19 protein-coding genes are annotated in these 22,863 nt (G+C 69.3%); 8 read left to right on the top strand and 11 right to left on the bottom strand.

Annotation, left to right across the window (positions count from 1 at the left end; all coding sequences use genetic code 11):
* Positions 1-102: 102 nt before the first annotated feature.
* From FQ142_RS03460 to FQ142_RS03445, 4 genes are all read right to left on the bottom strand, one after another.
* Positions 103-1,650 (bottom strand): sugar ABC transporter ATP-binding protein, encoded by a 1,548-nt coding sequence (locus FQ142_RS03460; protein ID WP_149422218.1) that lies wholly within the window; start codon positions 1,648-1,650, stop codon positions 103-105.
* Entirely contained in the window at positions 1,647-2,666 is a 1,020-nt protein-coding gene (locus tag FQ142_RS03455) for a LacI family DNA-binding transcriptional regulator (RefSeq protein ID WP_149422217.1), read from the bottom strand. Before FQ142_RS03455 ends, FQ142_RS03460 begins: the two co-directional genes overlap by 4 nt.
* Positions 2,667-2,920: 254 nt before the next feature.
* On the bottom strand, positions 2,921-5,821 hold the full coding sequence (locus tag FQ142_RS03450; protein WP_262492041.1) for a family 43 glycosylhydrolase: 2,901 nt from the start codon (positions 5,819-5,821) through the stop codon (positions 2,921-2,923).
* A gap of 472 nt (positions 5,822-6,293) precedes the next feature.
* Positions 6,294-7,553, bottom strand: a complete 1,260-nt coding sequence (locus FQ142_RS03445) for a D-arabinono-1,4-lactone oxidase (protein ID WP_149422216.1) — start codon at positions 7,551-7,553, stop codon at positions 6,294-6,296.
* Between the two features lie 78 nt (positions 7,554-7,631).
* On the opposite strand from FQ142_RS03445, the gene FQ142_RS03440 reads away from it, so the two are divergent.
* The 5 genes from FQ142_RS03440 (at position 7,632) to FQ142_RS03420 (ending at position 13,561) form a co-directional block, all read left to right on the top strand.
* The gene (locus tag FQ142_RS03440) at positions 7,632-8,678 is read left to right on the top strand and encodes a LacI family DNA-binding transcriptional regulator (protein WP_149422215.1); all 1,047 of its coding nucleotides are present in this window, start codon (positions 7,632-7,634) and stop codon (positions 8,676-8,678) included.
* 106 nt (positions 8,679-8,784) lie between these two features.
* The gene (locus FQ142_RS03435; protein WP_149422214.1) at positions 8,785-10,122 is read left to right on the top strand and encodes an extracellular solute-binding protein; all 1,338 of its coding nucleotides are present in this window, start codon (positions 8,785-8,787) and stop codon (positions 10,120-10,122) included.
* Positions 10,119-11,078, top strand: a complete 960-nt coding sequence (locus tag FQ142_RS03430; RefSeq protein WP_149422213.1) for a carbohydrate ABC transporter permease — start codon at positions 10,119-10,121, stop codon at positions 11,076-11,078. Before FQ142_RS03435 ends, FQ142_RS03430 begins: the two co-directional genes overlap by 4 nt.
* On the top strand, positions 11,078-11,983 hold the full coding sequence (locus FQ142_RS03425; RefSeq protein WP_149422212.1) for a carbohydrate ABC transporter permease: 906 nt from the start codon (positions 11,078-11,080) through the stop codon (positions 11,981-11,983). The genes FQ142_RS03430 and FQ142_RS03425 overlap by 1 nt, the downstream gene beginning before the upstream one ends.
* Before the next feature lie 54 nt (positions 11,984-12,037).
* Entirely contained in the window at positions 12,038-13,561 is a 1,524-nt protein-coding gene (locus FQ142_RS03420; RefSeq protein WP_149422211.1) for an alpha-N-arabinofuranosidase, read from the top strand.
* A gap of 247 nt (positions 13,562-13,808) precedes the next feature.
* On the opposite strand, the gene FQ142_RS03415 is transcribed toward FQ142_RS03420, so the two are convergent.
* The 7 genes from FQ142_RS03415 to FQ142_RS03385 all read right to left on the bottom strand — a co-directional run bounded on the left by FQ142_RS03415 (position 13,809) and on the right by FQ142_RS03385 (position 20,580).
* Positions 13,809-14,942, bottom strand: coding sequence for a bifunctional 2-methylcitrate synthase/citrate synthase (locus FQ142_RS03415; RefSeq protein ID WP_149422210.1), 1,134 nt, complete (start codon positions 14,940-14,942; stop codon positions 13,809-13,811).
* A 74-nt stretch (positions 14,943-15,016) separates the two neighbouring features.
* On the bottom strand, positions 15,017-15,925 hold the full coding sequence (prpB, locus tag FQ142_RS03410) for a methylisocitrate lyase (protein WP_149422209.1): 909 nt from the start codon (positions 15,923-15,925) through the stop codon (positions 15,017-15,019).
* 247 nt (positions 15,926-16,172) lie between these two features.
* A complete protein-coding gene (locus FQ142_RS03405) occupies positions 16,173-17,699 on the bottom strand; it encodes an MmgE/PrpD family protein (RefSeq protein WP_149422208.1) in 1,527 nt (508 codons plus the stop codon).
* Positions 17,696-18,367, bottom strand: a complete 672-nt coding sequence (locus FQ142_RS03400) for a GntR family transcriptional regulator (protein ID WP_149422207.1) — start codon at positions 18,365-18,367, stop codon at positions 17,696-17,698. Before FQ142_RS03400 ends, FQ142_RS03405 begins: the two co-directional genes overlap by 4 nt.
* 390 nt (positions 18,368-18,757) lie before the next feature.
* On the bottom strand, positions 18,758-19,129 hold the full coding sequence (locus tag FQ142_RS03395; protein ID WP_149422206.1) for a transcriptional regulator: 372 nt from the start codon (positions 19,127-19,129) through the stop codon (positions 18,758-18,760).
* Positions 19,122-19,574 (bottom strand): hypothetical protein, encoded by a 453-nt coding sequence (locus tag FQ142_RS03390; protein WP_149422205.1) that lies wholly within the window; start codon positions 19,572-19,574, stop codon positions 19,122-19,124. The genes FQ142_RS03395 and FQ142_RS03390 overlap by 8 nt, the downstream gene beginning before the upstream one ends.
* A 28-nt stretch (positions 19,575-19,602) precedes the next feature.
* Complete coding sequence (locus FQ142_RS03385) at positions 19,603-20,580, bottom strand: EamA family transporter (RefSeq protein ID WP_149422204.1); 978 nt, start codon at positions 20,578-20,580, stop codon at positions 19,603-19,605.
* A gap of 39 nt (positions 20,581-20,619) precedes the next feature.
* On the opposite strand from FQ142_RS03385, the gene FQ142_RS03380 reads away from it, so the two are divergent.
* From FQ142_RS03380 to FQ142_RS03370, 3 genes are all read left to right on the top strand, one after another.
* Positions 20,620-21,156, top strand: coding sequence for a CGNR zinc finger domain-containing protein (locus tag FQ142_RS03380; RefSeq protein ID WP_149422203.1), 537 nt, complete (start codon positions 20,620-20,622; stop codon positions 21,154-21,156).
* A gap of 15 nt (positions 21,157-21,171) precedes the next feature.
* Entirely contained in the window at positions 21,172-22,155 is a 984-nt protein-coding gene (locus tag FQ142_RS03375) for an acetylxylan esterase (RefSeq protein WP_149422202.1), read from the top strand.
* 112 nt (positions 22,156-22,267) lie between these two features.
* On the top strand, positions 22,268-22,858 hold the full coding sequence (locus FQ142_RS03370; RefSeq protein WP_056415269.1) for a glucose-6-phosphate isomerase family protein: 591 nt from the start codon (positions 22,268-22,270) through the stop codon (positions 22,856-22,858).
* Positions 22,859-22,863 lie beyond the last annotated feature (5 nt).

Below are 22,863 nucleotides of genomic sequence, written 5' to 3'. Positions count from 1 at the left end.
CGATATCGCGTGTCCTGCCGTGATGTTACCGGGAACAATTTCTGGAACACAAGAGGTGTTCCTCAAATCAACGGTTTCGGTGTCTAACGATTCTGTTACCGATCACAGTTCGACGCTGTGGCCGAGCTCTGCGGCGATCATCTCCACGACCGTGTCGACCGTGACACCCGGTCCGTTGCTGAGCTCGCCGATCTTCTCGCGGTCCTTGAGCACGATGATGCGATCGCTCAGCCGCACGACCTCCTCGAGCTCCGACGAGATGAAGACCACCGCGACCCCGTCTCCCGCCAGCTGGCTGATCCGCCGCTGCACGTCGACCTTGGCGGCGATGTCGATCCCCCGGGTCGGCTCGTCGAGGATCAGCACGTGCGGGCGCACGGCCAGCGCCCGAGCGAGCAGGATCTTCTGCTGCGTACCGCCCGAGAGCACGCCGACCGGTCGATCGAGATCGGCCGGATCGAGATGCAGGGCCTCGACATAGGTCTCCACGAGGGCCGAGGCCTCGGCCGGCGCGAGCGGCCTCGACCAGCCGCGCAGTGCCTGCAGCGACAGGATCATGTTCTCCCTGGCCGTGAGCTCGCCGATGATCCCATGCGTGCCGCGGTTCTCCGCCGACAGCGCGATCCGATGCCGCAGCGCCACCGAGGGGCTGCGCAGCTGCACCTGCTCTCCGTCGATCCAGAGCGCGCCGCTGTCTGCGCGCACGGTGCCGCTCAGCAGCGAGGCCACCTCGGTGCGCCCCGACCCCCGCAGCCCCGCGAGGCCCACGATCTCACCCCGCTGGATCTCGATGTCCATCTGCTCGAGCTCGCCGCGGCGGCCCAGATCCGACGCCTGCAGGGCGGGCTGCCCATCGGACGCGTAGTGGTGCGCCTTGCGTTCGGATCCGAGCGCCCTGAGGCTCTCGATGTCCTTGCCGAGCATCTTCGAGATGAGATCCGCGCGGTCCAGGTCGCGGGTGGCGTATTCGCCCACCCTTCTCCCCCCGCGCAGCACCGTCATGCGGTCGCTGATCGCGAACGCCTGCTCGAGGAAGTGCGAGATGAACAGGATCGCCACGCCCCGCGCGCGGAGCCCACGGATGACGCGCATCAGCGTCGCGACCTCCGCGACGTCGAGACTCGACGTCGGCTCGTCCAGCACCAGCACCCTCGGCTCGTCGACGACGGCCCGAGCCAGCGCCACGAGCTGCTTCTGCGCAGGGGTCAGCAGCGACAGGGGCGTCTTCGGATCGAGATCCTCGAGCCCCAGCCAGGCCAGCGCCTCGGCCGCGTCCGTCCTCGTACGGCGCCAGTCGATCCCGAAGCGCCCTCGGCGCTCCCGCCCCAGCATCACGTTCTCGGCGACGCTGAGGTTCGGGCTCAGCTGCGCCTCCTGGAAGACGGTGGCGATGCCCGCGGCGCGGCTGTCGGCGACGCCGGAGAAGCGGCGCGGCTCGCCGTCGACGAGCACCGACCCGGCATCCGGGGCATGGGTTCCCGTGATCACGCCGACCAGCGTCGACTTGCCGGCCGCGTTCTCGCCCATCACGGCGTGGACCTCGCCGGCGAAGAGCCGGAAGTCGACGCCGTCGAGAGCGCGCGCACCGGGGAACTCGACCGTGATGCTCTCCAGACGCACGACCGGCTCGGGGGCTCGGTCGGCGGTCATCGCACCTCCCGGGGGGCGGCGGACGAGGCCCGGGGCACCAGCTCCGTCGGGATGCGGGTGAGCGCGGGGATGTCGCGGCCCTCGATCGCCGCCCGCAGCATCTCGACGACGGAGGCGCCGAGGGAGCCGAAGTCCTGACGCACGGTCGTGAGCGGCGGCAGGAAGTGCCGGGCGAGGGGGATGTCGTCGAATCCGACGACGCTGAGGTCGGTCGGCACCTCGAACCCTCGGTCATGCAGTCCGTGGACGAGGCCGATCGCCATGTCGTCGTTGGCGGCGAAGATCGCCGTGTACTCGGGCAGCCGGGTGAGCCCCTTCGCGAAGTCATACGCGAAGTCGGCCGACCAGTCGCCCACGACGATCGGGCGCTCGCGGATGCCCCACGACTTCGCCCTGGTGTGGAACGCGCGCTCCCTGGCCCTGGCGTCCAGCCAGTCGAGGGGCCCCGCCAGATGCAGGATGTCGCGGTGGCCCAGCGCGACCAGATGGTCGACGACCAGGGTCGTGCCGGCGTGCTGGTCGATCGAGACGGTGAGGAACGTGGGGTCGGCGTCGGCCTTGACGACGAGCATCGGCACCGTGATCGCGATGCGGCGGAGCGCGGCGACCGACGACGAGCGCGGCGCGATCACGCACAGCGCATCGACGCCCTGCGTGACGAGATGGTCGACCGCCTCCTGCGGCGACAGGGCGTCGCCCTCGTGCAGCGCCACCGGCGTGACCGAGTACCCCGCCGCTCGGGCGGACAGCTCGACCGCGCGCAGGACGCTGGTCGGCCCGTGCGCCACCGCACTCTCGACGATGACGCCGATCCGGCGCGTGCGCTGGGTGGCGAGCGCCCTGGCCACGAGGTTGGGGCGATAGTCGAGCTCTTCGATCGCCTCGAGGACGCGGCGCTTCGTGTCGGGCTTGATGTTCGGGTGATCGTTGAGCACCCGGGACACGGTCATGTGCGAGACACCCGCGAGGTCTGCCACGTGACGGAGGCCGGGCTTGTCCGAGCCGAGGTTGGGCATGCGCACCTCCATCGGTCCCGCCTGCAGAGATGTTACCGAGAACAGGCACGGCCGTGCAATCGGGGCGCGCACGCGTAGATCGCACGATTGCGTGTGTCGATCCGCTGATCGGATCTGCCGGCGAGCGCCGGCGGACGCACGACAGGCGGGCCCTCCTCGCCGAGGGACGAGGAGCCCGCCCCTTCCTGCTCTGGGGGCAGCAGGAGGAGGCGGGCTCCCGAGGTCGGTCGCCGCGGGGAAGCGGCGACCGCGCCTCACTCCGACTCGGCCTTCACGACCGAGCGGCTTCTGCGACGCAGGATCCAGACCCCGGATCCGAGCGCCAGGAGAAGAGCGCCGAGCGACGCCGCTGTCAGCGACGCACCCGCGTCCCCTCCGGTGTTCGCGAGGGCACTGTCGGTGCCCACGCCGGTGGACGGACCACCGCCGGTCGATGTGCCACCGCCTGTCGACGGAGTACCGGGGCCACCGCCGTCGGTCCCACCGTCAGTGCCACCGTCCGTTCCACCGTCGGTCCCACCGTCAGTACCACCGTCGGTCCCGCCGTCGGTCCCGCCATCGGTTCCACCGTCCGTTCCACCGTCGGTCCCACCGTCAGTACCACCGTCGGTCCCGCCGTCGGTCCCGCCATCCGTTCCACCGTCGGTCCCGCCGTCGGTCCCGCCGCCGGTGTCGGCGCGGGCGACGGTGAGCGGCAGTCGTGCGAGCTCCGTCTCACCGTCACGGAGCACGATGTGGTGCGCACCCGCCGTCGTATCGGCGGGGATCACCACGATCGCCTCGATCCGACCGTCGGCGGTGGTCGCGGTCGCGAGCTTGCGGTAGGTGCTCTCGATGCCGATCTCGACCTCGTCCGTCGTCACGCCGGTGGCGGTCACGGTGACAGAACCACCCGCTGCGACCTTCGAGACCGAGAGCTGAGCCTCCAGCTCCACCTCGGGGCTGTCGTCGACCGGGGCGAACGCCCAGTTGTCGACCTCGAACAGGTCGGTCCCGGCATCCGTGCCCTCGGCTCCGGCGAAGACGAAGAACACATCGTGCTCGCCCGTGGCACCGGTGACCTCGGACTCGACCGTCGCCCACTCTCCGACCGCGCCGTCGACGGGGATCTCCGCCACGACGGGACCGTCGACGTCGTCCAGGCGCACCTGGATGCTGCCTCCGGCGACCAGCGGCTTCACCGTCGCCGACACCTTCTGGGCGCCTGCGCCGAAGTCGACACCCGCGATGCCGGCGAAGTCTCCGTCATCGACGCTCGAGAGCACCATGTTCCCCGACCCGTTGTGCTCGGGGAACTCGACCGAGACGGCATCCGTCGTGGTCGTGGAGATGCCGAGCTGCCAGGCGAGGGTCTCCGCCTCGAAGGTGCGGTACGGGTCGAAGCTCTCGACCTGCTCCACTCCTGCGCGCGTGCCGACGATCGGCTTGATGGTGCCGTCCTCATTGAACTCGAGCTTGTCGATGTGCACCGAGCGGTAGCCCTGCGTCGCGCCGGGGGTGCCGAGGGCCGCCGCCCACGCCGCCCCGCGCGTCTGCGCGTGATAGGTGAAGTAGGTCTCGCCCTTGTAGGTGAACATGTCGGAGTGGTTGTTGCCGCCGTTGCCCGCACCGAAGAACGTGCCCTGGTTCTGGAACGCCACACCCGCATACTCCGACGAGCCGAGCGTCATCGGGTCATCGGTCATCATGTAGGCGATTCCCCCGCGCGACGGATACTGCCCGGGCACTTCGTTCACCTGGAAGTTCGACGAGTAGGAGTAGTAGTACTTGCCCTCGCGCTTGAAGATGCTCGATGCCTCGAAGATGCCGGGGGCGTCGATCTCGACCGGGTCGCCGTCGAGGGTGACCATGTCGTCCTTCAGCTTCACCACCCGGGTCGACTTCGGATTCTGCGGTCCCTGCACGTTCGGCGCGGTGCCGATCTGCGAGTTGCCGCCGAAGTACAGGTAGCCCTGTCCGTCGTCGTCGATGAAGACCTCGGGGTCGAACAGCCACATGCCTGCGGGGAACCCGCCTCCGGCGATGTACTCGGGCGACACGGTGTCGGGAATGATCTTCTTGCCCACCGGATCGGTCCACGGGCCCAGGGGCGAGCCGCCGACGACGACCGCGGTGCCGGTTCCGTTGTCGCAGAAGTAGAGATAGACCTTGCCGTCCTTCTCGATGGCCGCCGGCGCCCAGGAGTTGCGCGACCACGGGGCGGCGCCGCCTTCACGGGCGATCGGCACCGAGCCGTGATCGACCCAGTTGACCATGTCGGTCGTGGACATCACATTGAGGCGGGTGATGCCGCCGTAGCCGTTCGACTGCGTCGGCAGGCCGTTCTCGTCCTTGCTGTTCAGCTCGTACTGCTGGGTGTCGTCTGTCGAGTAGATGTAGAGACGACCGTTGTACACGAGGTGATGCGGGTCCGCACCGAATTTGTGCCCGACGAGAGGGTTGTGGTCGCCGATGGGCTTGGTCTGCACCTTCTCGAGGCTCGTGAAGGCGGGCACCTCCGGCGCGTCGGCGATCTTGACCAGCGAGACGTCGTCGACCGAGAAGTCCTGCAGCGCGCCGGAGCCCCACGGCGTCTCCACGAACAGCCATCCCGCCGCGACGTGCTTCGCCTCGGCGGTGAACTCCTGCGAGAACGTGCCCCACTCACCCTTCGTGAACGTGTGGCCGTAGTCGGCGCAGCCGTTGAAGTTCGTGGGGCAGAACGTGAAGTTGAACTGCTGGGTCGGGTTGCCCTCGTCGTATTTGAGCGAGCCGGTGAGCCGGTAGGTGGCACCCAGCTCGATCTTGTCGACGACGCTCGCGAACGGACCCGACTGGGTGTTCTCGCGGCCGGTGACCGTGAGGGCGTGCGCGCCGCTGGCGGCATCATCGCCGAGGGCGAGCGTGCCGCCGCGGACGTTGGTCCACCCGGCCAGGTCGGAGACGAACCTGCCGTCCGGCAGGAGGTTGCCGGGAACCGCTGGCGGCTCGGTCACGGTCACCCCGGTCTCGAAGGCGCCGTGGGAGATGGTGTTCGTGGGAGCGGCGACTGCCGCTCCCGGTGCGGCCACTGCGGTGACGGACGATGCGAGGAGGGCAGCGATCCCCCACAGCGCCGCAGGGCGCGAGAGGGATCGGCTGCGCTGCCGATCGGCGGATCTGGACTGGGACTTCACGGGTGTTCTCCTTGTGTATCGATTCGCTCGAGGGCGCGCGGGCGCGCTCCGATGACGGCGCTCCCTCAGAGAAGGAGGCCGTCGAGGGCGGGGACCTCAGGCGAAGGTGGGGATGCGACCGAGTCTTCCGCCGCGGTGGATCACCGAGGCGGTCGTCGGTCCCTTGTGGGGTCGTGGGGTCGCGGGGTCGCGAGGTGCGGTTCGGCGGAACGCTTATCTCGGCGGACTCAGCGGGACTGTCGGGGAGTCCCCTGCCGGACGGCTCGCTCCGGACGACGGGCCGCGACAGGGCGACCGTGTGGACTGAGCGGGATGACCGCGACGCTGTTCATGCACTCTCCTCCTTGAGATGCCGGGGCCTCGCACGACGAGAGCCCGGTGGCCCTGGCGGGCCGCGATGATCACTACGGTTCGGATGTTACCGGTAACAGATTGGAGGACACAAGGTGAAATCCAGAACACCGGGTGCTCGTTACAGACCGAGCCGCTCGAGGTAGGGGTTCACGAGGCGACGCTCGGGGTCGAAGCGGGCGGCCAACGCAGCGAAGTCGTCCCATCGCGTGTACCGCGAGCGCACCTCGGCGGGGTCGAGCGCGAACACCTTGCCCCAGTGCGGCCGGGCGGTCGCCGGGAGCAGTGCTTCGAGTGTGGGGAGGAAGGCACGGACGGCCGCCTCGTCGGGCTTCCACGTGAAGTGGATGCCGACGGCATCCGTGCCGTGCGCGGAGCTCAGCCAGAGGTCGTCCGCGGCGACGGTGCGGATCTCGTTCACGAGCAGCAGCGGGGCGATCTGCCCGGCGAGGGTGCGCACCGCCTGGATCGCGGCCACGGCATCCGCCCGGGGCACCAGATACTCGCTCTGGATCTCCGCGCCGGCGGACGGGGTGAACTCGAGCTTGAAGTGCGCGAGGCGCTCGAACCAGGGCCCTGGCACGCCGAGTTGGTCCGTGCAGGCGATGGGATCGACGCCGAGGATCGGATGCCGCGTGCTCGCGGCCGGCTCCGCGCCGAGCCGTTCGAACAGGTCGTCGCGCAGCAGCTCATGTGCCTCGGGATGACGCTGCTTGACCCAGATCTGGTCGGCGATGTCGGTGCGGGTCCACGTCGAGAAGATGCTGACGCTCGTGCCGACGCCGGTGACCTCGTCGAAGTCCGCGAGGATCGCGTCCCAGGACGGATGCTCGAACACGTGCTGCGCCACGTCGTAGGTCGGCTCCACGTCGAGCGTCACGTCGACCACCGCGCCGAGCGCGCCGAGGCTCACGACCGCACCCTCGAAGTCCTCGTCGCCGCGGGAGAGGGCACGCACCTCGCCCGCCGGCGTGACGACGGTGAGCGCACGCACGGACGACGCGAGCGAGCCGAGTGCGTCTCCGGACCCGTGCGTGCCCGTCGCGACCGCGCCGGCGACCGAGATGTGGGGCAGCGAGGCGAGGTTCGCGAGCGCCAGACCCTCGGCCGCGAGGCGCGGGGCGATGTCGCCGTAGCGCAGCCCGCCCGAGACGCGCACCGCGTCACGGGCGGCGTTCACCTCGAACACCTCGGGCAGACGGTCGAGCACGACGAGCACCCCGTCGGTGTCGGCGATGTCGTTGAAGCAGTGGCGAGAGCCGAGCATCCGCATCGCCCCGCCGCCTGCGAACACCTCCTGCAGCTCGGCGATCGACGACGGATGCTCGATCCGTGACGCCCGGTACGTGAGATTGCCGGCCCAGTTGCGTTCGATCGTCATGGCGCCATCGTAGCCAGCACTCCAGGGAGTACATCGATGTACGACTCGGGCCGCCCCCTCCGTCGCTAGGCTGACCGCATGACAGCGATGCCGCCGCCCCGCGCGACGATGAAGGACGTGGCGGCGCTCGCGGGGGTCTCGCCCAAGACCGTCTCGAACGTCGTCACCGGCACGACCGCGGTGAGCGAGGAGACCCGGCGCAAGGTCGATGCGGCCATGGCGCAGCTCGACTTCGTCCCCAACCTCAACGCCAGGGGGCTGCGCAAGGGACGCTCGGGAATCATCGCTGTGGCGCTCCCGGACCTCGCGACGGCGTTCTCGGCCGAGCTCGTGCACCGCCTCGTCGAGGCTGCTCATGAGCGCGGCCTCGCCGTGCAGATCGAAGAGACGGCGACCGACCCGGAGCGCGAGCGCGAGCTCGTCTCCCGAGCGCGCGCGCACCTGGTCGACGGGCTGATCCTCAACCCCATCCGCCTCGAGGACAGCGTGCTGAAGTACGCCGACCGCCTGCCCCCTCTCGTCGTGCTCGGCGAGGTCGAGCAGAACCGGGCCGATCACGTCCGCATCGACAGCCGGCGCGCAGCGGCCGAGGCGACCAGGCACGTGCTCTCCCGCGGGGCCACCCGCATCGCCGTGATCGGCGCCGACGACGACTCCGCGGTGGCGACCGCGACGAGCCGACTGCGCCTCGAGGGTGTGCACGACGCCCTGCGCGAGGCCGGCATCACGCGGGACACCGCTCTCGAGATCAATCCGATGCCGTGGTCGATGACGGGTGGCGCCGAGGGCGTGCAGACGCTGTTCCGCCGTGGCGTCGCCTTCGACGCGATCATCGCCCTCACCGATACGCTCGCCCTCGGCGCCCTGCATGCGCTGCACGATCACGGCGTGAGCGTTCCCGACGATGTGATCGTGACCGGCTTCGACGACGTCGAGTTCTCGCGCTACACGTCTCCGTCGCTGACGACCATCGCCTTCGACCGTCGCGCCTTCGCGGATGCCGCGCTCGGCCTGCTGGAGTCGCGCATGGACGACCGCACCGCCCCGCCGCGGTCGCTCACCCTGTCGCACCATCTGCTCGAGCGCGACAGCACACGCGGCACCCCGCGCGGCCACCGCCCCTGACGACCGCTCCGGTCCGCGGACGCGTCCGCATCGGAACTCTCTTGCGTCGTCGATTACATCGATGTAATGATGGGTCGACCCTCACCGCTGTCACGAAGGAGTGACGATGACGCCCCCGCTCGATATGTCTCGGCGGCAGTTTCTGACTGCCGCCTCGGTCACGGCCGCCGCGGCTCTGCTCGCCGGCTGCGCCCCCGGCACCACGCCGGGCACGAACGCCCAGACACTGCAGTTCTGGCACCTGCTCTCGGGCGGCGACGGTGTGACGATGTCGCAGTTGCTCGACACCGCCAACGCCGCACAGGACGCATATCGCATCCGGCCCACCGTGCTCGCCTGGGGCACGCCCTACTACACGAAGCTCGCGATGGCCGGAGCCGGCGGCCGCGCCCCCGACGTCGCCATCATGCACGCCACCCGCACGGTCGGCTGGGCTCCCGGAGGCCTGCTCGACACGTGGGACCTCGACCGGCTGGCCTCGCTCGGCGTCGACAGCACGACGTTCCCGAAGCCGATCTGGGAGAAGGGCTTCGTCGGCGAGAACATGTACAGCATCGCTCTCGACGCGCATCCGTTCGTGGCGATGTTCAACACCGACGTCTGCGACGCCGCAGGAGTCCTCGACAGCGACGGGCGTCTGCAGCAGACGACGTCTCCCGAGGAGTTCCTCGATCAGCTGCGGGCCATCGGCGGCCAGGCCGAGGGCCATGCGCTCTCGTACGGCTACCTCGGCGACGGCGCCCAGATGTGGCGCCTCTTCTACACCTTCTACTCGCAGCACGGCGGCGCGATGGAGCTGCCTGCGGGTGGCAAGGCCGTGATCGACAAGGATGCCGCCGTCGAATCGCTCTCGCTCATGCGCACCCTACTCGACGGCGAGATCGCCCTCGCGCAGGCCGACTACGGCAGCGCGGTCGCCGAGTTCGCGACCGGCAAGAGCGGGATGCTGTTCACCGGCGTCTGGGAGCTGCGCACCATGCAGAACGCGGGGATCCCGTTCGACGCGACGATGATCCCCACCCTCTACGGCACCCCGGCGGTCTACGCCGACTCGCACTCGTTCGTGCTGCCACACCAGGCGAACGCCGACGACGAGAAGCGCGACCTTACCTACCGGTTCGTGGCCGACATGCTCAAGGGCTCGTTCGGCTGGGCGGAGGCGGGGCACATCCCCGCATTCCTCCCCGTCACCGAATCCGCCGAGTACGCCGACCTGATCCCGCAGGCGCACTACGCCGAGGCCGCGCAGCAGGTGGTGTACGACCCGACCGCGTGGTTCACCGGATCCGGATCGAACTTCCAGGGCGAGTTCGGCGCCGCCGTGCAGGGCGTGCTGCTCTCGGGCGATGACCCCGCCACGGCCGTCGACCGCTTCGAGGCGCGTGTGAACACCCTCCTCCGACAGCCGAACCCGGCAGACCCCGAGGGGACGTTCGCATCATGACGACCACCACCGCGGCCACCGACTCGACCCGCACGATCGTCACCGGTTCGAAGACCGGCGCACCGGCCCGGCGTGCCGGATCCCGCAACCGCGAGCAGCTGATCAGCTGGGCCTTCCTCGCGCCCTTCCTGATCGCTTTCGTGCTGTTCCTCGCCTGGCCCATCGTGCACGGCATCATCCTCAGCTTCACCGACCAGTCGCTCACCGGCGCCGGCGGAGCATTCGTCGGATTCGCCAACTACGCCGAAGCGCTCGCCGACCCCGTCATGTGGCGCTCGATGGGCAACACGGTCTGGTTCACGCTGCTGTCCACCGTGCCGCTCGTCGTGATCGCGCTGCTGATGGCCGCTCTCGTCGATCGCGGCATCCCCGGCCAGTGGCTGTGGCGCCTGTCGTTCTTCATGCCGTACCTGCTCGCCTCCACCGTGATCTCGCAGATCTGGGTGTGGATCTTCAACCCCCAGATCGGTGCGGCCAACAACATCCTGCAGGCGTTCGGTCTCGAGCCGATCGCCTGGCTGCAGAACCCCGACACCAACATGCTGTCGATCGTCATCGCCACCGTCTGGTGGACCGTCGGCTTCAACTTCCTGCTCTATCTGGCGGCGATGCAGAACATCCCGCCGCAGCAGTACGAGGCGGCGTCCCTCGACGGCGCCGGTCCCTGGCGGCAGTTCTGGTCGATCACACTCCCCCAGCTGGGCCCGGCGACCGTCCTCATCCTGATCCTGCAGATCCTGGCGTCGCTGAAGCTGTTCGATCAGGCGTACCAGATGCTCGGCGGCGTTGCGAGCGACACCACCCGCTCGATCGTCCAGTACATCTACGAGGCCGGCTTCGTCAGCTACCGATTCGGCTACTCGGCCGCGATCTCCTACGTGTTCTTCGCTCTCATCGTCATCATCGGCGTCGCGCAGGCCCTGATCTCGCGTCGCCGGAAGGAGTCGCAGCTGTGATGTCCACCGCCACTCTCACCGAGACCCTCACCACCGCCAAGCCCGCGCGCCCCCGCCGCCCGCACCTGCCGGGCGAGAAGCCGTTCGGCGCACTCCGCATCAGCGCTCTCGTGGTGCTGATCGTGCTCGCCGTCGGCTGGCTGCTGCCGTTCCTCTGGGCGGTGGCGACGGCCTTCAAGACCGAGACGGATGCCGCCAGCGGAGACCCCTCGTGGATCGGCGCCTCCGGTCCGACGATCGAGGCCTTCACCGCGATCCTGTCGCAGGGCAACGTCTACACCTGGGCCTTCAACAGCCTGTGGACGTCGATCGCGGTGACCCTGATCACCCTCACGATCTCGGCGCTGGCCGCCTACGCGTTCTCGAGGCTCGACTTCACCGGGCGCAAGTGGCTCTTCGTCGCGATCATCGCCTCGATCGTGGTGCCGCCCCAGGTGCTCATCATCCCGCTGTTCTACGAGATGCTCGCGTTCAACATGATCGACACCTACTGGGGGCTCATCCTGCCGCAGGTGGTGGCTCCGGCCATGGTCTTCATCCTGAAGCGCTTCTTCGACGCGATCCCGATCGAGCTCGAGGACGCTGCGCGCGTCGACGGGGCGAGCCGGTTCCGCATCTTCTGGTCGATCGTGCTGCCGCTCTCCCGTCCGATCCTCGCCTCCGTCGCGATCTTCGTGTTCATCGGCGCGTGGAACAACTTCCTCTGGCCGTTCCTCGTCATCAACGACACCACCCTGATGACGCTGCCGGTCGGACTCCAGACGGTGATCAGCGCCTACGGCGTGCAGTACGCGCAGGTCATGGCCCAGGCCGTGCTCGCGGCGCTGCCACTGATCATCGTGTTCATCATCTTCCAGAAGCAGATCGTCAAGGGCGTCGCGACCAGCGGCTTCGGCGGTCAGTAGTCCCTCCCCCGGCCCCCGGGCCGAAAATCCGCAGAGCCAGAATCAAGGAGTGCAATGAGCAAGGCCCGCATCACCATCGACCGCGACTTCACCATCGCCTATGTCCCCCGGAGACTCTTCGGGTCGTTCGTCGAGCACATGGGGCGCTGCGTGTACACCGGCATCTACGAGCCGGGACACCCGCAGGCCGATGAGCGGGGCTTCCGGCAGGACGTCCTCGCCCTCGTGAAGGAGATGGGCCCCACCGTGGTCCGCTACCCCGGAGGCAACTTCGTCTCGGGGTACCGGTGGGAAGACGGCGTCGGCCCCGTCGAGGATCGCCCCGTGCGCATCGACGGCGCGTGGCACACGATCGAGACCAACGCGTTCGGTCTGCACGAGTTCATGGACTGGGCGAAGGAGGCCGACGTCGAGGTCATGGAGGCGATCAACCTCGGCACCCGGGGTGTCGAGGAGGCCCGGTCGCTCGTCGAATACGCCAACCACCCGAGCGGCACGTACTGGTCGGACCTGCGTCGCAGGAACGGCGCCGAGAAGCCCTTCGACATCAAGCTGTGGTGCCTGGGCAACGAGCTCGACGGACCGTGGCAGATCGGCGGCAAGACCGCGACCGAGTACGGCCGGCTCGCTCAGGAGTCCGCCAAGGCGATGAAGCTCGTCGACCCCAGCATCGAGCTGGTGGCCGTGGGATCCTCCGGCCGGTCGATGCCGACGTTCGGCACCTGGGAGAACACCGTCCTCACCCACGCGTACGACGAGGTCGACTTCATCTCGATGCACGCGTACTACCAGGAGCACGACGGCGATGCCGAGTCGTTCCTCGCGGAGTCGGTCGACATGGATGCCTTCATCGACGGTGTCATCGCGACGATCGACGCCGTGAAGGCGGCGGGCAAGCACACGAAGCAGGTCGACATCTCGTTCGACGAGTGGAACGTGTGGGACCAGGTGAAGTTCAACGATGTCGAGTCGGTCGAGATCGCGAAGGCCGGGTGGAAGAAGCATCCGCGTCTGATCGAAGACACCTACAACGTGACGGATGCCGTCGTCGTGGGCACGCTGCTCAACAGCCTGCTGCGGCACGGCGACCGCGTGAAGATCGCCAACCAGGCGCAGCTCGTCAACGTGATCGCGCCGATCCGCTCGGAGGAGAACGGCCCGGCCTGGCGCCAGACGAGCTTCTGGCCCTTCGAGCGCATGGCGCGTCTCGCCAAGGGACGCATCCTGCGTCTCGCGGTGTCGGCTCCGCAGATCGAGACGAAGCGCTACGGCGGCGTCGACGCGATCGATGCGGCCGCGACCTGGGACGAGGAGACCGGACGCGTCGTCGTGTTCGTCGCGAACCGCTCACTCGACGAGGAGAGCGACCTCACCGTCGACCTGCACGGCCTGAGCGGCCTGCGGGTCGTGAACGCCGAGACCCTGACGATCCCCGAGGGCGGCGACCGCCACACCGCGAACCTCGAGACCACGCCGGATGCTGTGCACATGGTGCCGCTCGCCGGCGCCGAGGTCGTCGACGGCGCGGTGCGCGCGACGCTGCCGCCGCTGTCGTGGTCGGTCATCGAACTGGCCTGACGCGGCACCGCACCACACTCCGCCCGAGGCCGAAGCACCAGCCTCCGCCCGTTGAGCGAGCGAAGCACCGAGACGAAACGCGCACACGTCAAGCGCGTTTCGTCTCGCTCGCGGATCCTGAGCGCGTTTCGTCTCGCTCCGCTCGCTCAACAACCGGAGCGAAGAGACGAGACGAAGGGCGCTCAACAACCGGAGCGAAGAGACGAGACGAAGGGCGCTCAACGGGCGGGACAGGAAACCGGCGCGCTCAGCTCTCGACGTGTCGCTCGTCGACCCCGTCGTAGAACGACAGCGGACGGATCAGCGCGTTCGCGCCGGCCTGCTCGATGACGTGCGCCGTCCACCCGGTCACGCGCGCGGCGACGAACAGCGGGGTGAAGGTGAGGGTGTCGAAGCCGATCAGGTTGTACGCCGGGCCCGAGGGATAGTCGAGGTTCGGGTAGATGCCCTTGCGCGCCACGAACTCCGACTCGAGCGCGTCGTACAGCGCCGCGACCTCGGGCTTGTCGTAGTGCGCGACGAGGGTGTCCAACGCCGCCTTCATGGTCGGCACCCTCGAGTCGCCGCTCTTGTAGACGCGGTGGCCGAAGCCCATGATCTTTCGCTTCTCGGCGAGCGCCTCGTCGAGCCACGGCACGACGTTCGACGCCTCGCCGATCTCGTCGAAGATGTGCAGCACGGCCTCGTTGGCGCCGCCGTGCAGCGGGCCCTTGAGCGCACCGATCGCTCCGACCACGGCCGAGTACAGGTCGCTCAGGGTCGACGTGATCACGCGAGCCGTGAAGGTCGACGCGTTGAACGAGTGCTCGGCGTACAGGATCATCGAGCGGTTGAACGCGTCGACGACGACCGGGTCGGGCTCCTCACCGAACGTCATCCAGAGGAAGTTCGCCGAGTAGTCGAGGTCGGAGCGTGCCTCGATCGGCTCCTCGCCGCGGCGACGTCGCTGGCCGTACGCGACGATCGCGGGAAGAGCGGCGAACAGACGGATGCTGCGCTCGAGGTTCTCCTCGGGGCTGCCGCCCGCATCGAGCACCGAACCGCCGGCGTTCGTGTCGGACGCGCCGATCAGGCTCACGGCCGTGCGCACCTCGTCCATCGGGTGCGCCTCGATTGGGATCAGGTCGATCGCCGCCTTGACGTTGTCGGTCAGGGCGCGATGCGGGCGCTCCTGCGCCCGGAAGGCCGCGAGTTCCTCGAATGTCGGCAGCTCGCCGTGCCAGAGCAGATAGGCGACCGCCTCGAAAGGCTGGGTCGCCGCCAGCTCCTGCACCGGATAGCCGCGGTAGAGCAGGCTGTTCGTCTCGGGGTTGACCTTCGAGATCGCCGTCGTGTCGACGACGACCCCGGCGAGGCCCTTCTTGATGTCCGACTCGGTCATGCTCACTCCTTCGTGTACTTCGTCTCGTCGCTGCGCTCCTCGCTCAGCAACCGGCGTGGTTCCCTTCGCTGCGGTCAGGGACGCCCTCTGTCTACCGTGAAGCCTGCGACGCCCGAGTCGAACTGCGTGTAGGACTCGTAATCGATCAGGTCGTAGAGATCGGCTCGGTGCTGCATCTCACCGAGCTTCGAGGTGAGATGCCCCTCCTCGTTCAGCGTATCCAGCGCACGGCCCGCGGCGCCCATCGCGATGCGCAGCAGCGAGACCGGCCAGATGACCATGTTCACCCCGGCATCCCGCAGCTGCTCGACCGAGAAGAGGTCGCTCTTGCCGAACTCGGTCATGTTGGCGAGGATCGGCACGTCGAGCGCCTCCGCCATCGCCTCGAACTCCGCCAGCGTGCGCATCGCCTCGGGGAACACGGCGTCGGCCCCGGCATCCACCAGCGCCTTCGCCCGATCGATCGCGGACTCCAGTCCCTCGATCGCGCGGATGTCGGTGCGCGCCATGATCAGGAAGTTCGGGTCACGGCGGGCGTCGGCGGCGGCGCGGATGCGACGGATCGCCGTGGTCTCGTCGACGACGCTCTTGCCGTCGAGGTGGCCGCAGCGCTTCGGATTGATCTGGTCTTCGATGTGTGTGCCGGCGAGGCCCGCGTCTTCGAGTTCCTGAATGGTGCGGGCGACGTTCATAGGCTCGCCGAATCCCGTGTCGGCGTCGACGATCGCGGGGATGTCGGTCATGCGCGCGATCTGCTTCGCGCGGCCTGCGACCTCGGTCAGCGTGGTGAGCCCGATGTCGGGCACCCCGAGGTCGGCCGAGAGCACGGCGCCCGAGATGTAGACCCCGTCGAACCCCTTCTGCTCGATCAGGCGGGCGCTCAGCGGGTTGAAGGCGCCGGGGAACCTCAGCAGCTCACCGCTCGCGAGCCGCTCGCGGAACAGGCGGCGCTTCTCGGTCGGCGTGACGTGGGAGTACAGCATCAGTTCTTCCCTCTCTGGCGGGGTGCGCGTTTCGTCTCGCTTCGCTCGCTCAACGACCGGAAGCCGATCCCTCGACCGCTCAACGACCGGAAGCCGATCCCGCGACCGCTCAACGACCGGGGGTCGATCCCGCGACCGCTCAACGACCGGTGGCCGAGTCCCCGCTCGTTGAGCCGGTGGCACGGTCCCCGGTCGCTGAGTCCCCGCTCGTTGAGCGAGGAGCGAAGCGACGAGACGAAACGCGACATCAGAACAGGCCCTTCGGGGCGTCGGCACCCTCGAGCAGGCCGGGCTTCGCGATGATCGACAGCTCGCCGACCTCGGCGGCCGTGAGCTCGGGCAGGCGCTGCACGAGCTCGAGGAACCGCTCGATCTCGGCGGCCTCGAGCACGGGCTCGGCCAGCAGGCGGAACTTCGCGATGTAGTTGTCGCGGGCGAACGGTCGGGCGCCGAGCGGATGCGCGTCGGCGACGGCGATCTCGTCGACGACGGTCGTGCCGTCGGTGAGGCGGAACTCGACGCGACCGCCGAACGCCTTCACGTCGGGGTCCTCCGAGTGGTAGCGGCGCGTCCACTCGGCATCCTCGGCCGTGGTGACCTTGTGCCACAGCGCGACCGTGTCCTCGCGTCCCGCACGCTCCGGAGTGTACGAGTCGACGTGGTGCCAGCCGCCGTCCTGCAGCGCGACCGCGAAGATGTACGGGATCGAGTGATCGAGCGTCTCACGCGACGCCGTGGGGTCGTACTTCTGCGGATCGTTCGCCCCCGAGCCGATCACATAGTGCGTGTGGTGGCTGGTGTGCAACACGATCGCCTCGATGTTCGCGGGGTCGCGCAGCGCCGGGTTCTCGGTGCCGAGCTTGCGGGCGAGGTCGATCCACGCCTGCGCCTGATACTCGGCCGAGTGCTCCTTCGTGTACGAGTCGAGGATCGCGCGCTTCGCCTCGCCCGCGGCGGGCAGCGGCACCTCGTAGGCGGCATCCTTGCCGTCGAGCATCCAGGCGATCACGCCGTCTTCGCCCTCGTAGATGGGAGCGGGGCTCGTCTGCCCGCGCATCGCCCGGTCGACGGCCTCGACCGCGAGCTTTCCGGCGAAGGCCGGGGCGTGCGCCTTCCAGGTCGAGATCTCGCCCTTGCGGCTCTGCCGAGTGGCGGTGGTGGTGTGCAGCCCCTGGCCGACGGCCTGGTAGATCGTCTCGACGTCGAGGCCGAGCAGGGTGCCGATGCCGGCGGCGGCCGACGGGCCGAGGTGGGCGACGTGGTCGATCTTGTGCGTGTGCAGGCAGATCGCGCGCACGAGGTCCATCTGGATCTCGTAACCCGTCGCGATGCCGCGCACGAGCGCCCGTCCGTCCGAGCCCACATGCTGGGCGACGGCGAGGATGGGCGGGATGTTGTCACCCGGGTGCGAGTACTCGGCCGCGAGGAAGGTGTCGTGGTAGTCGAGCTCTCGCACGGCGACGCCGTTCGCCCAGGCCGCCCACTCGGGGCTGGTGCGGTGGTCGAGCGCGGCGCCGAAGACGGTGGCCCCGATGCCTCCGGTCGAGACGGGATGGCTGAACGCCTGGGCGCGGGCCGCGTTGATGGGCCCGCGGGTGAGCGATGCCGCGGCGACCGAGGCGTTGTCGATGATGCGGTTGATGATCATGTCGACGACGTCCTGCTCGACCTCGACCGGGTCGGCCGCGACCTCGGCGATCTTCCAGGCCAGCTGGTCTTCACGGGCGAGATTCTCGTCGCTGCGGTGGACGCGGACGTGGTGCGTGACGGTCATGATCTTCCTTCGGTCGCGGGATCGGGGAGGGAGTCGAGGATGCCGGCGAGCGCGTTGTGCAGGTGCACGTGCGTGGCGTGGGCGGCGAGGTCGCCGTCGCGTGCGGCGAGGGCGGCGGCGATCGTGCGGTGCTCGGCGGCGGAGGCGGCGAGACGGGCGGGCTTGTCGCGGGCCATGCGACGCACCCGTACGAGGTGGGTGCGCACGGTGCGCAGCGCCGAGGCGATGTAGTCGTTGTCGACCGCGGCGTCGAGTGCCGCGTCGAAGCGGGAGATCAGGGCGTAGTACGCGTCGCGGCCCGCCGAGGCGCCGAGATCGACGTGCGCGAACTCCTCGGCGAGTCCGGCGAACAGGGCGGCGTCGCCCCGCTGAGCGGCGAGGCGCGCGGAGCTCTCTTCGAGCGCGCGGCGGATCTCGAACAGGGCGCGGATGTCGTCGGCATCCAGATCGGCGACCACCGTGACCCGCGGGGACTGCTGCACGACCAGCCCGTCGGCGGCGAGGCGGCGCAGTGCCTCGCGCATCGGGGTGCGGCTGACGCCGAGGCGGGCGGCCTGCTCCACCTCGCCCAGCACGAAGCCGGCAGGAAGCGTTCCGGACTGGATGTCCTCCAGCAGTGCCGCGTACGCGCGATCGCTCGCGGTGATGCGATCGGCGACGGAGCTCATGCCCTCAGTGTATACATAAGTGCAGCATGAGGGAACCTCGAGGGATCAACCGCACCTCGACGTATACATAGCGACTCCAGCGCCGTCGCTCCGTCGACACCCGGTCTCCCTGTCCGGCCCACGCGAGCGGCGGGCGGGCGGCATCCGCTCCTCCGTGCGGGGTCAGTTACGCACCCGGAAATCCGTGCGGGGTCAGTTACGCACCCGGAAATCCGTGCAGGGTCAGTTGCGCACCCGAAACGCCGCTCCGGGATGCGAAATCGACCCCGCACGAAGTCGACCCCGCACGAAGTCGACCCCGCACGAAGTCGACCCCGCACGAAATCGACCCCGCACGGAAGCGGGCACGCCGCGCAAGCCAGGCATGCGCCGGCGATCGGAGCGGCCTCGCTACGAGAGGCTCGAAGCCCCTGCGCCCGGCCGCTGAGCGTCGCGCACGAGAGCCGTGAGCGCCGCGAGGTAGGCGGTGAAGCTCGCGCGTCCGAGCGGCGTGAGGGCCACGCGCCTCCCCCGCTTGTCGGAGGCGCTCTGGCTGACGCTCACCACGCCGGCACCGGCGAGCATCGACAGATGCTTGGACAGCGCCGACTTGCTCACTCCCGTGAGCCGCAGCAGTGTCGAGACGTCGACGTACTCGGCCGGCGACAGCGCCGACAGCACCGCCAGGCGCGCCGGTTCATGGAACAGCGGATCGAGCGCGGAGGCGGGAGAGACCGATCCTCCCGCCGCATCGCCGCTCTCTGACGGCGAGCCGTCAGGCATCGCCGCGCCGCACCCCTCCGTCGAGCGGCTCCCTGCGCGTCGCGAGACGCACGAGCGCCGGAGCGCACACCACGAAGATGACGACCGCGGCGATCAGAGCCGAGATCGTGTTCGGCGCCGCCCAGTCGAGCGCACGCACGAGCGCCTGCGTCGCCACGTAGACGCCGATGACAGCGAGGATGCTCGCCACGAAGAGGACCACGCCGCGTCGATCCGACCAGTCGAGGCGCAATCGGATCGGCCTGGCCACCGAGAGCACCACGACGGCGAGCGTCACCACACCCAACAGCCAGAGCATGTCGAGATCGACGACCGCGGCGTACGCGATGATCATCACCGCCGTCACGGCCGCAGCGGCGAGGGCGCCCGTGCGAGCGGCCCGGCGCTGGCCCTCTCGCGCCAGATCGAGATTCTTCTGTGCGTCGTCATTGTTCACTGCGATCATCCTCCAATGGTTTCCCGTGAAGAAACTATCACATCGTTGCGCGTGAGGAAACCATCTCCGGCTCCCCGAGCGCTGTGGAGCGCGGCTCGCCGAGCTTCACGACGACCACGCCGACCAGCACGAGCGCAGCGCCGAGCGCCTGCAGCAGGTCAGGCGACTGCCCGAGCAGCAGCCAGCCGAAGAGCAGCGAGGCGACGACCTCCGACAGGGCGATGAAGGATGCGAGGCGCGACCCCAGCATCCGCGTCGAGGCGATACCCAGGACGTAGGCGAGCGCCGTCGCGATGAGGCCGATCGCCAGCACCGGGACGAACCACGGCACGGTGCCGAAGCGGTAGGCGATGTCGTCTGTCGTCCACGCCATGGGCAGGATACCGACGAGCCCGGCGACCGTCAGCGCGACCGCGCCGAGCAGCAGCCCTCCCCCGGCGAGGGCGATCGGCGGCATCCCCGTGTCCGCCTTGGCCGACAGGAGGAAGTACGTCGCCGCCCCCACCATCGCGGCGAGCGCCCAGAGGATGCCGGCGACGTTCACCTCCGCGCCCGTGACGATGTCGAGCATCAGCACGAGCCCGACGAACGCGATGGCGGCGCCGATCACGCTGCGGCGGGTCGGTCGCTCTCCCCTGCGCAGCCACAGCCACAGGATGACGGCGATCGGCGCCGTGTACTCGATGAGCAGGGCCAGGCCGACGTCCATGACGGCGACCGCCTGGAAGTAGCAGAGCTGCGTGGCGGTCACCGCGAGCAGACCGTAGGCGGCGACCAGCGCGGCGTTCTTGCGCAGCACACCCCATCGCCCTCGCAGCGACACGATCGTCGGGATCAGGAGCACGAGCGCGGCGATCCACACCCGCGCGGTCACGGCGGCTCCCGGCGTCCATCCCGCATCGATGAGCCCGCGCGCCCAGCCACCCGACATCCCGAAGGCGAAGGCCGCGCCGATAGCCAGCGGCAGACCGATGCGCACGCCCGGCACCGTGGCGTCATTCGCAATGTGGCTCATGACAGGTGACGTTACTCGCGCACGATGTAAGGTGTCAATATGAATTTCACCGATGACACGGAAGAGGCGCTGCGCGCGGCGGTCCGGCTGGTGAACTCCGCCGAAGACCCCGCGACTTTCGAGACGCTCGCGGACCACGACGCCTTCCTCACGGACTTCCCCTATTCGGGACGACTCGACCGCGATGACGCCGAGCTCGCCGCACTGCGGGCGATCCGCCCCCGGCTGCGCGCCATGCTGCTCGCACCCCGTGACGACATGGCCCGGCACGTGAACGCCGCCCTCGCCGAGGCGCACCTCGCGCCCCGGCTCGTGCGCCACGACGGCGTCGACTGGCACCTGCACGCTGTCGACGACGAGCGTCCGCTCGCCGAGCGCGTGCTGATCGAGACCGCCATGGCCCTGATCGACGTCATCCGCGCCGATGAGGGCTCCCGCATCTCGATCTGCGCCGACGACACCTGCGAGGCCCTGGCCCTCGATCTGTCGCGAAACCGCTCGAAGCGCTACTGCTCGACCACCTGCACCAACCGCAACGCCGTCGCCGCGTATCGGGCACGGCGCGCGAACGCCTGACCCGCTCGGAGACCGATGACGTCCTTCCCCTCGCCCTACGACACCTGGTTCCCCCACGCCGAGTTCGACGGCACGTACGGGCACACGCCGAGCACGCTGCGCGAGATCGCGCCGGTCCCCGCGCCGCCGGGCTTCACCGAGCGATGGATGCGCTGGCGCGAGGAGGCGCGGGCGACGGATGCCGACCCCACCGTGCTCTCCACCTCGTCGGTGGACGGCCGACGGGTGTCGATCATCGAGCATGCAGGAGTCGACGGCATCCGGCTGCGCGCCTGGCTCGTCGAGCCGCTCGAGGGCCCCGTCCGCGTCGGCGTCGTGCACGGCCACGGGTACGGCGGGCGGGATGCGGTCGATCTGTCGCGCGTGCCCGCCGACGCCGCCGCGATCTTCCCGGTCGCCCGCGGTCTCGCGACGCTGAACGCGGGTGTCGGCGCCCCCGATCAGCCGCTCGAGCACGTGCTGACCGGCATCGACGATCCCGATCACTACGTGCTGGGACTGTGCGCCCGCGACCTCTGGCTCGCCGCGGATGCGCTGACCGCCCTGGTGGCTCCCCTGCCGCTCTATTACATCGGCGAGAGCTTCGGCGGCGGCATCGGCGCCCTCGCTCTCCCGTGGGACGACCGCTTCATCGGGGCGACCCTCATCGTGCCCAGCTTCGGGCAGTACGACGAGCGGCTGGCGGCGCGGTGTCTCGGCAGCGGCGAGGCGGTGCGCGCGCACATCGCGGTGCATCCGGAGGCTCGCGAGGTGCTGCGCTGGTTCGACGCGTCGACGGCTCTCGGCGTCGCCCGCGTCCCGGTGCGGGTCGAGGCGGCGCTGTGGGATCAGTCGGTGCCGCCGCAGGGGCAGTTCGGCGTCGCGAACGCGGCCCGGATGCTCGAGCTGGCCGCCCTCCCGGCCGGCCATGCCGAGTATCCGGGACTCGACGAGGTGACGGCCGAGGCGGTCAGGGGCGGCCGCGCCCACCTCGCTCGCACGCTGCGCGCCGCATCCTGAGACCAGGAGCGTCGCGCGCTCTCCGAACGCTGGACGCCACCTGTCATCACAGGTACACTCGACTTGTCATTACAGGTTGCGCAGCGCCGCAGCATCCGTACGAGGAGCATCGATGCCCCAGTTCCACACGCCCCCGATCTCGCCGATGGCGATCTCGTTCGACGCAGAGGCGCTCACGCTGAGTCCGGAGGGGCCCACCCTCACGCGGCGGATGTCCGACCTCGAGGGCCTGTTCCTGGACGCGGATGCCTGGGCCGCGGCATCGGCCGGCGAGAACCCCGTCGTCTACACCGTGGTCAGCTCGCCCGTCCCCGAGGTGGATCGCGAGCTGCCGCAGTCGATCACGACGATCATGCCGGGCGACACCTCGGGTGAGCTCTGGATGACCAAGGGCCACCAGCATCCGAACCACCAGGGCGAGATCTACCTCGCACTGAAGGGCCGCGGGGGCCTGCTGATGTTCGACGGCGAGCGCACCGAGTGGCTCGACATGCTGCCGGGCACGATCGGCTACATCCCGCCGGGCTGGGCCCACCGCTCGGTCAACACGGGCGACGAGCCCTACGCCTTCCTCGCGGTCTACCCCGGCGGCGCCGGACACGACTACGGGTGGGTCCTCGATCACGGGATGGGCGCACGCGCCTATCGCGCGAGCGAGGGCGTGGACCTGCGTCCTTATTCCGCGTCCCCCTCGGCGGAGTGAGGGCC

Origin of the sequence: Microbacterium sp. ANT_H45B, from assembly GCF_008369345.1 — a bacterium.
Classification (GTDB): domain Bacteria; phylum Actinomycetota; class Actinomycetes; order Actinomycetales; family Microbacteriaceae; genus Microbacterium.
The sequence above is the reverse complement of the archived record's forward strand: the minus strand, read 5'-3'. Positions and strand labels throughout refer to the sequence as shown.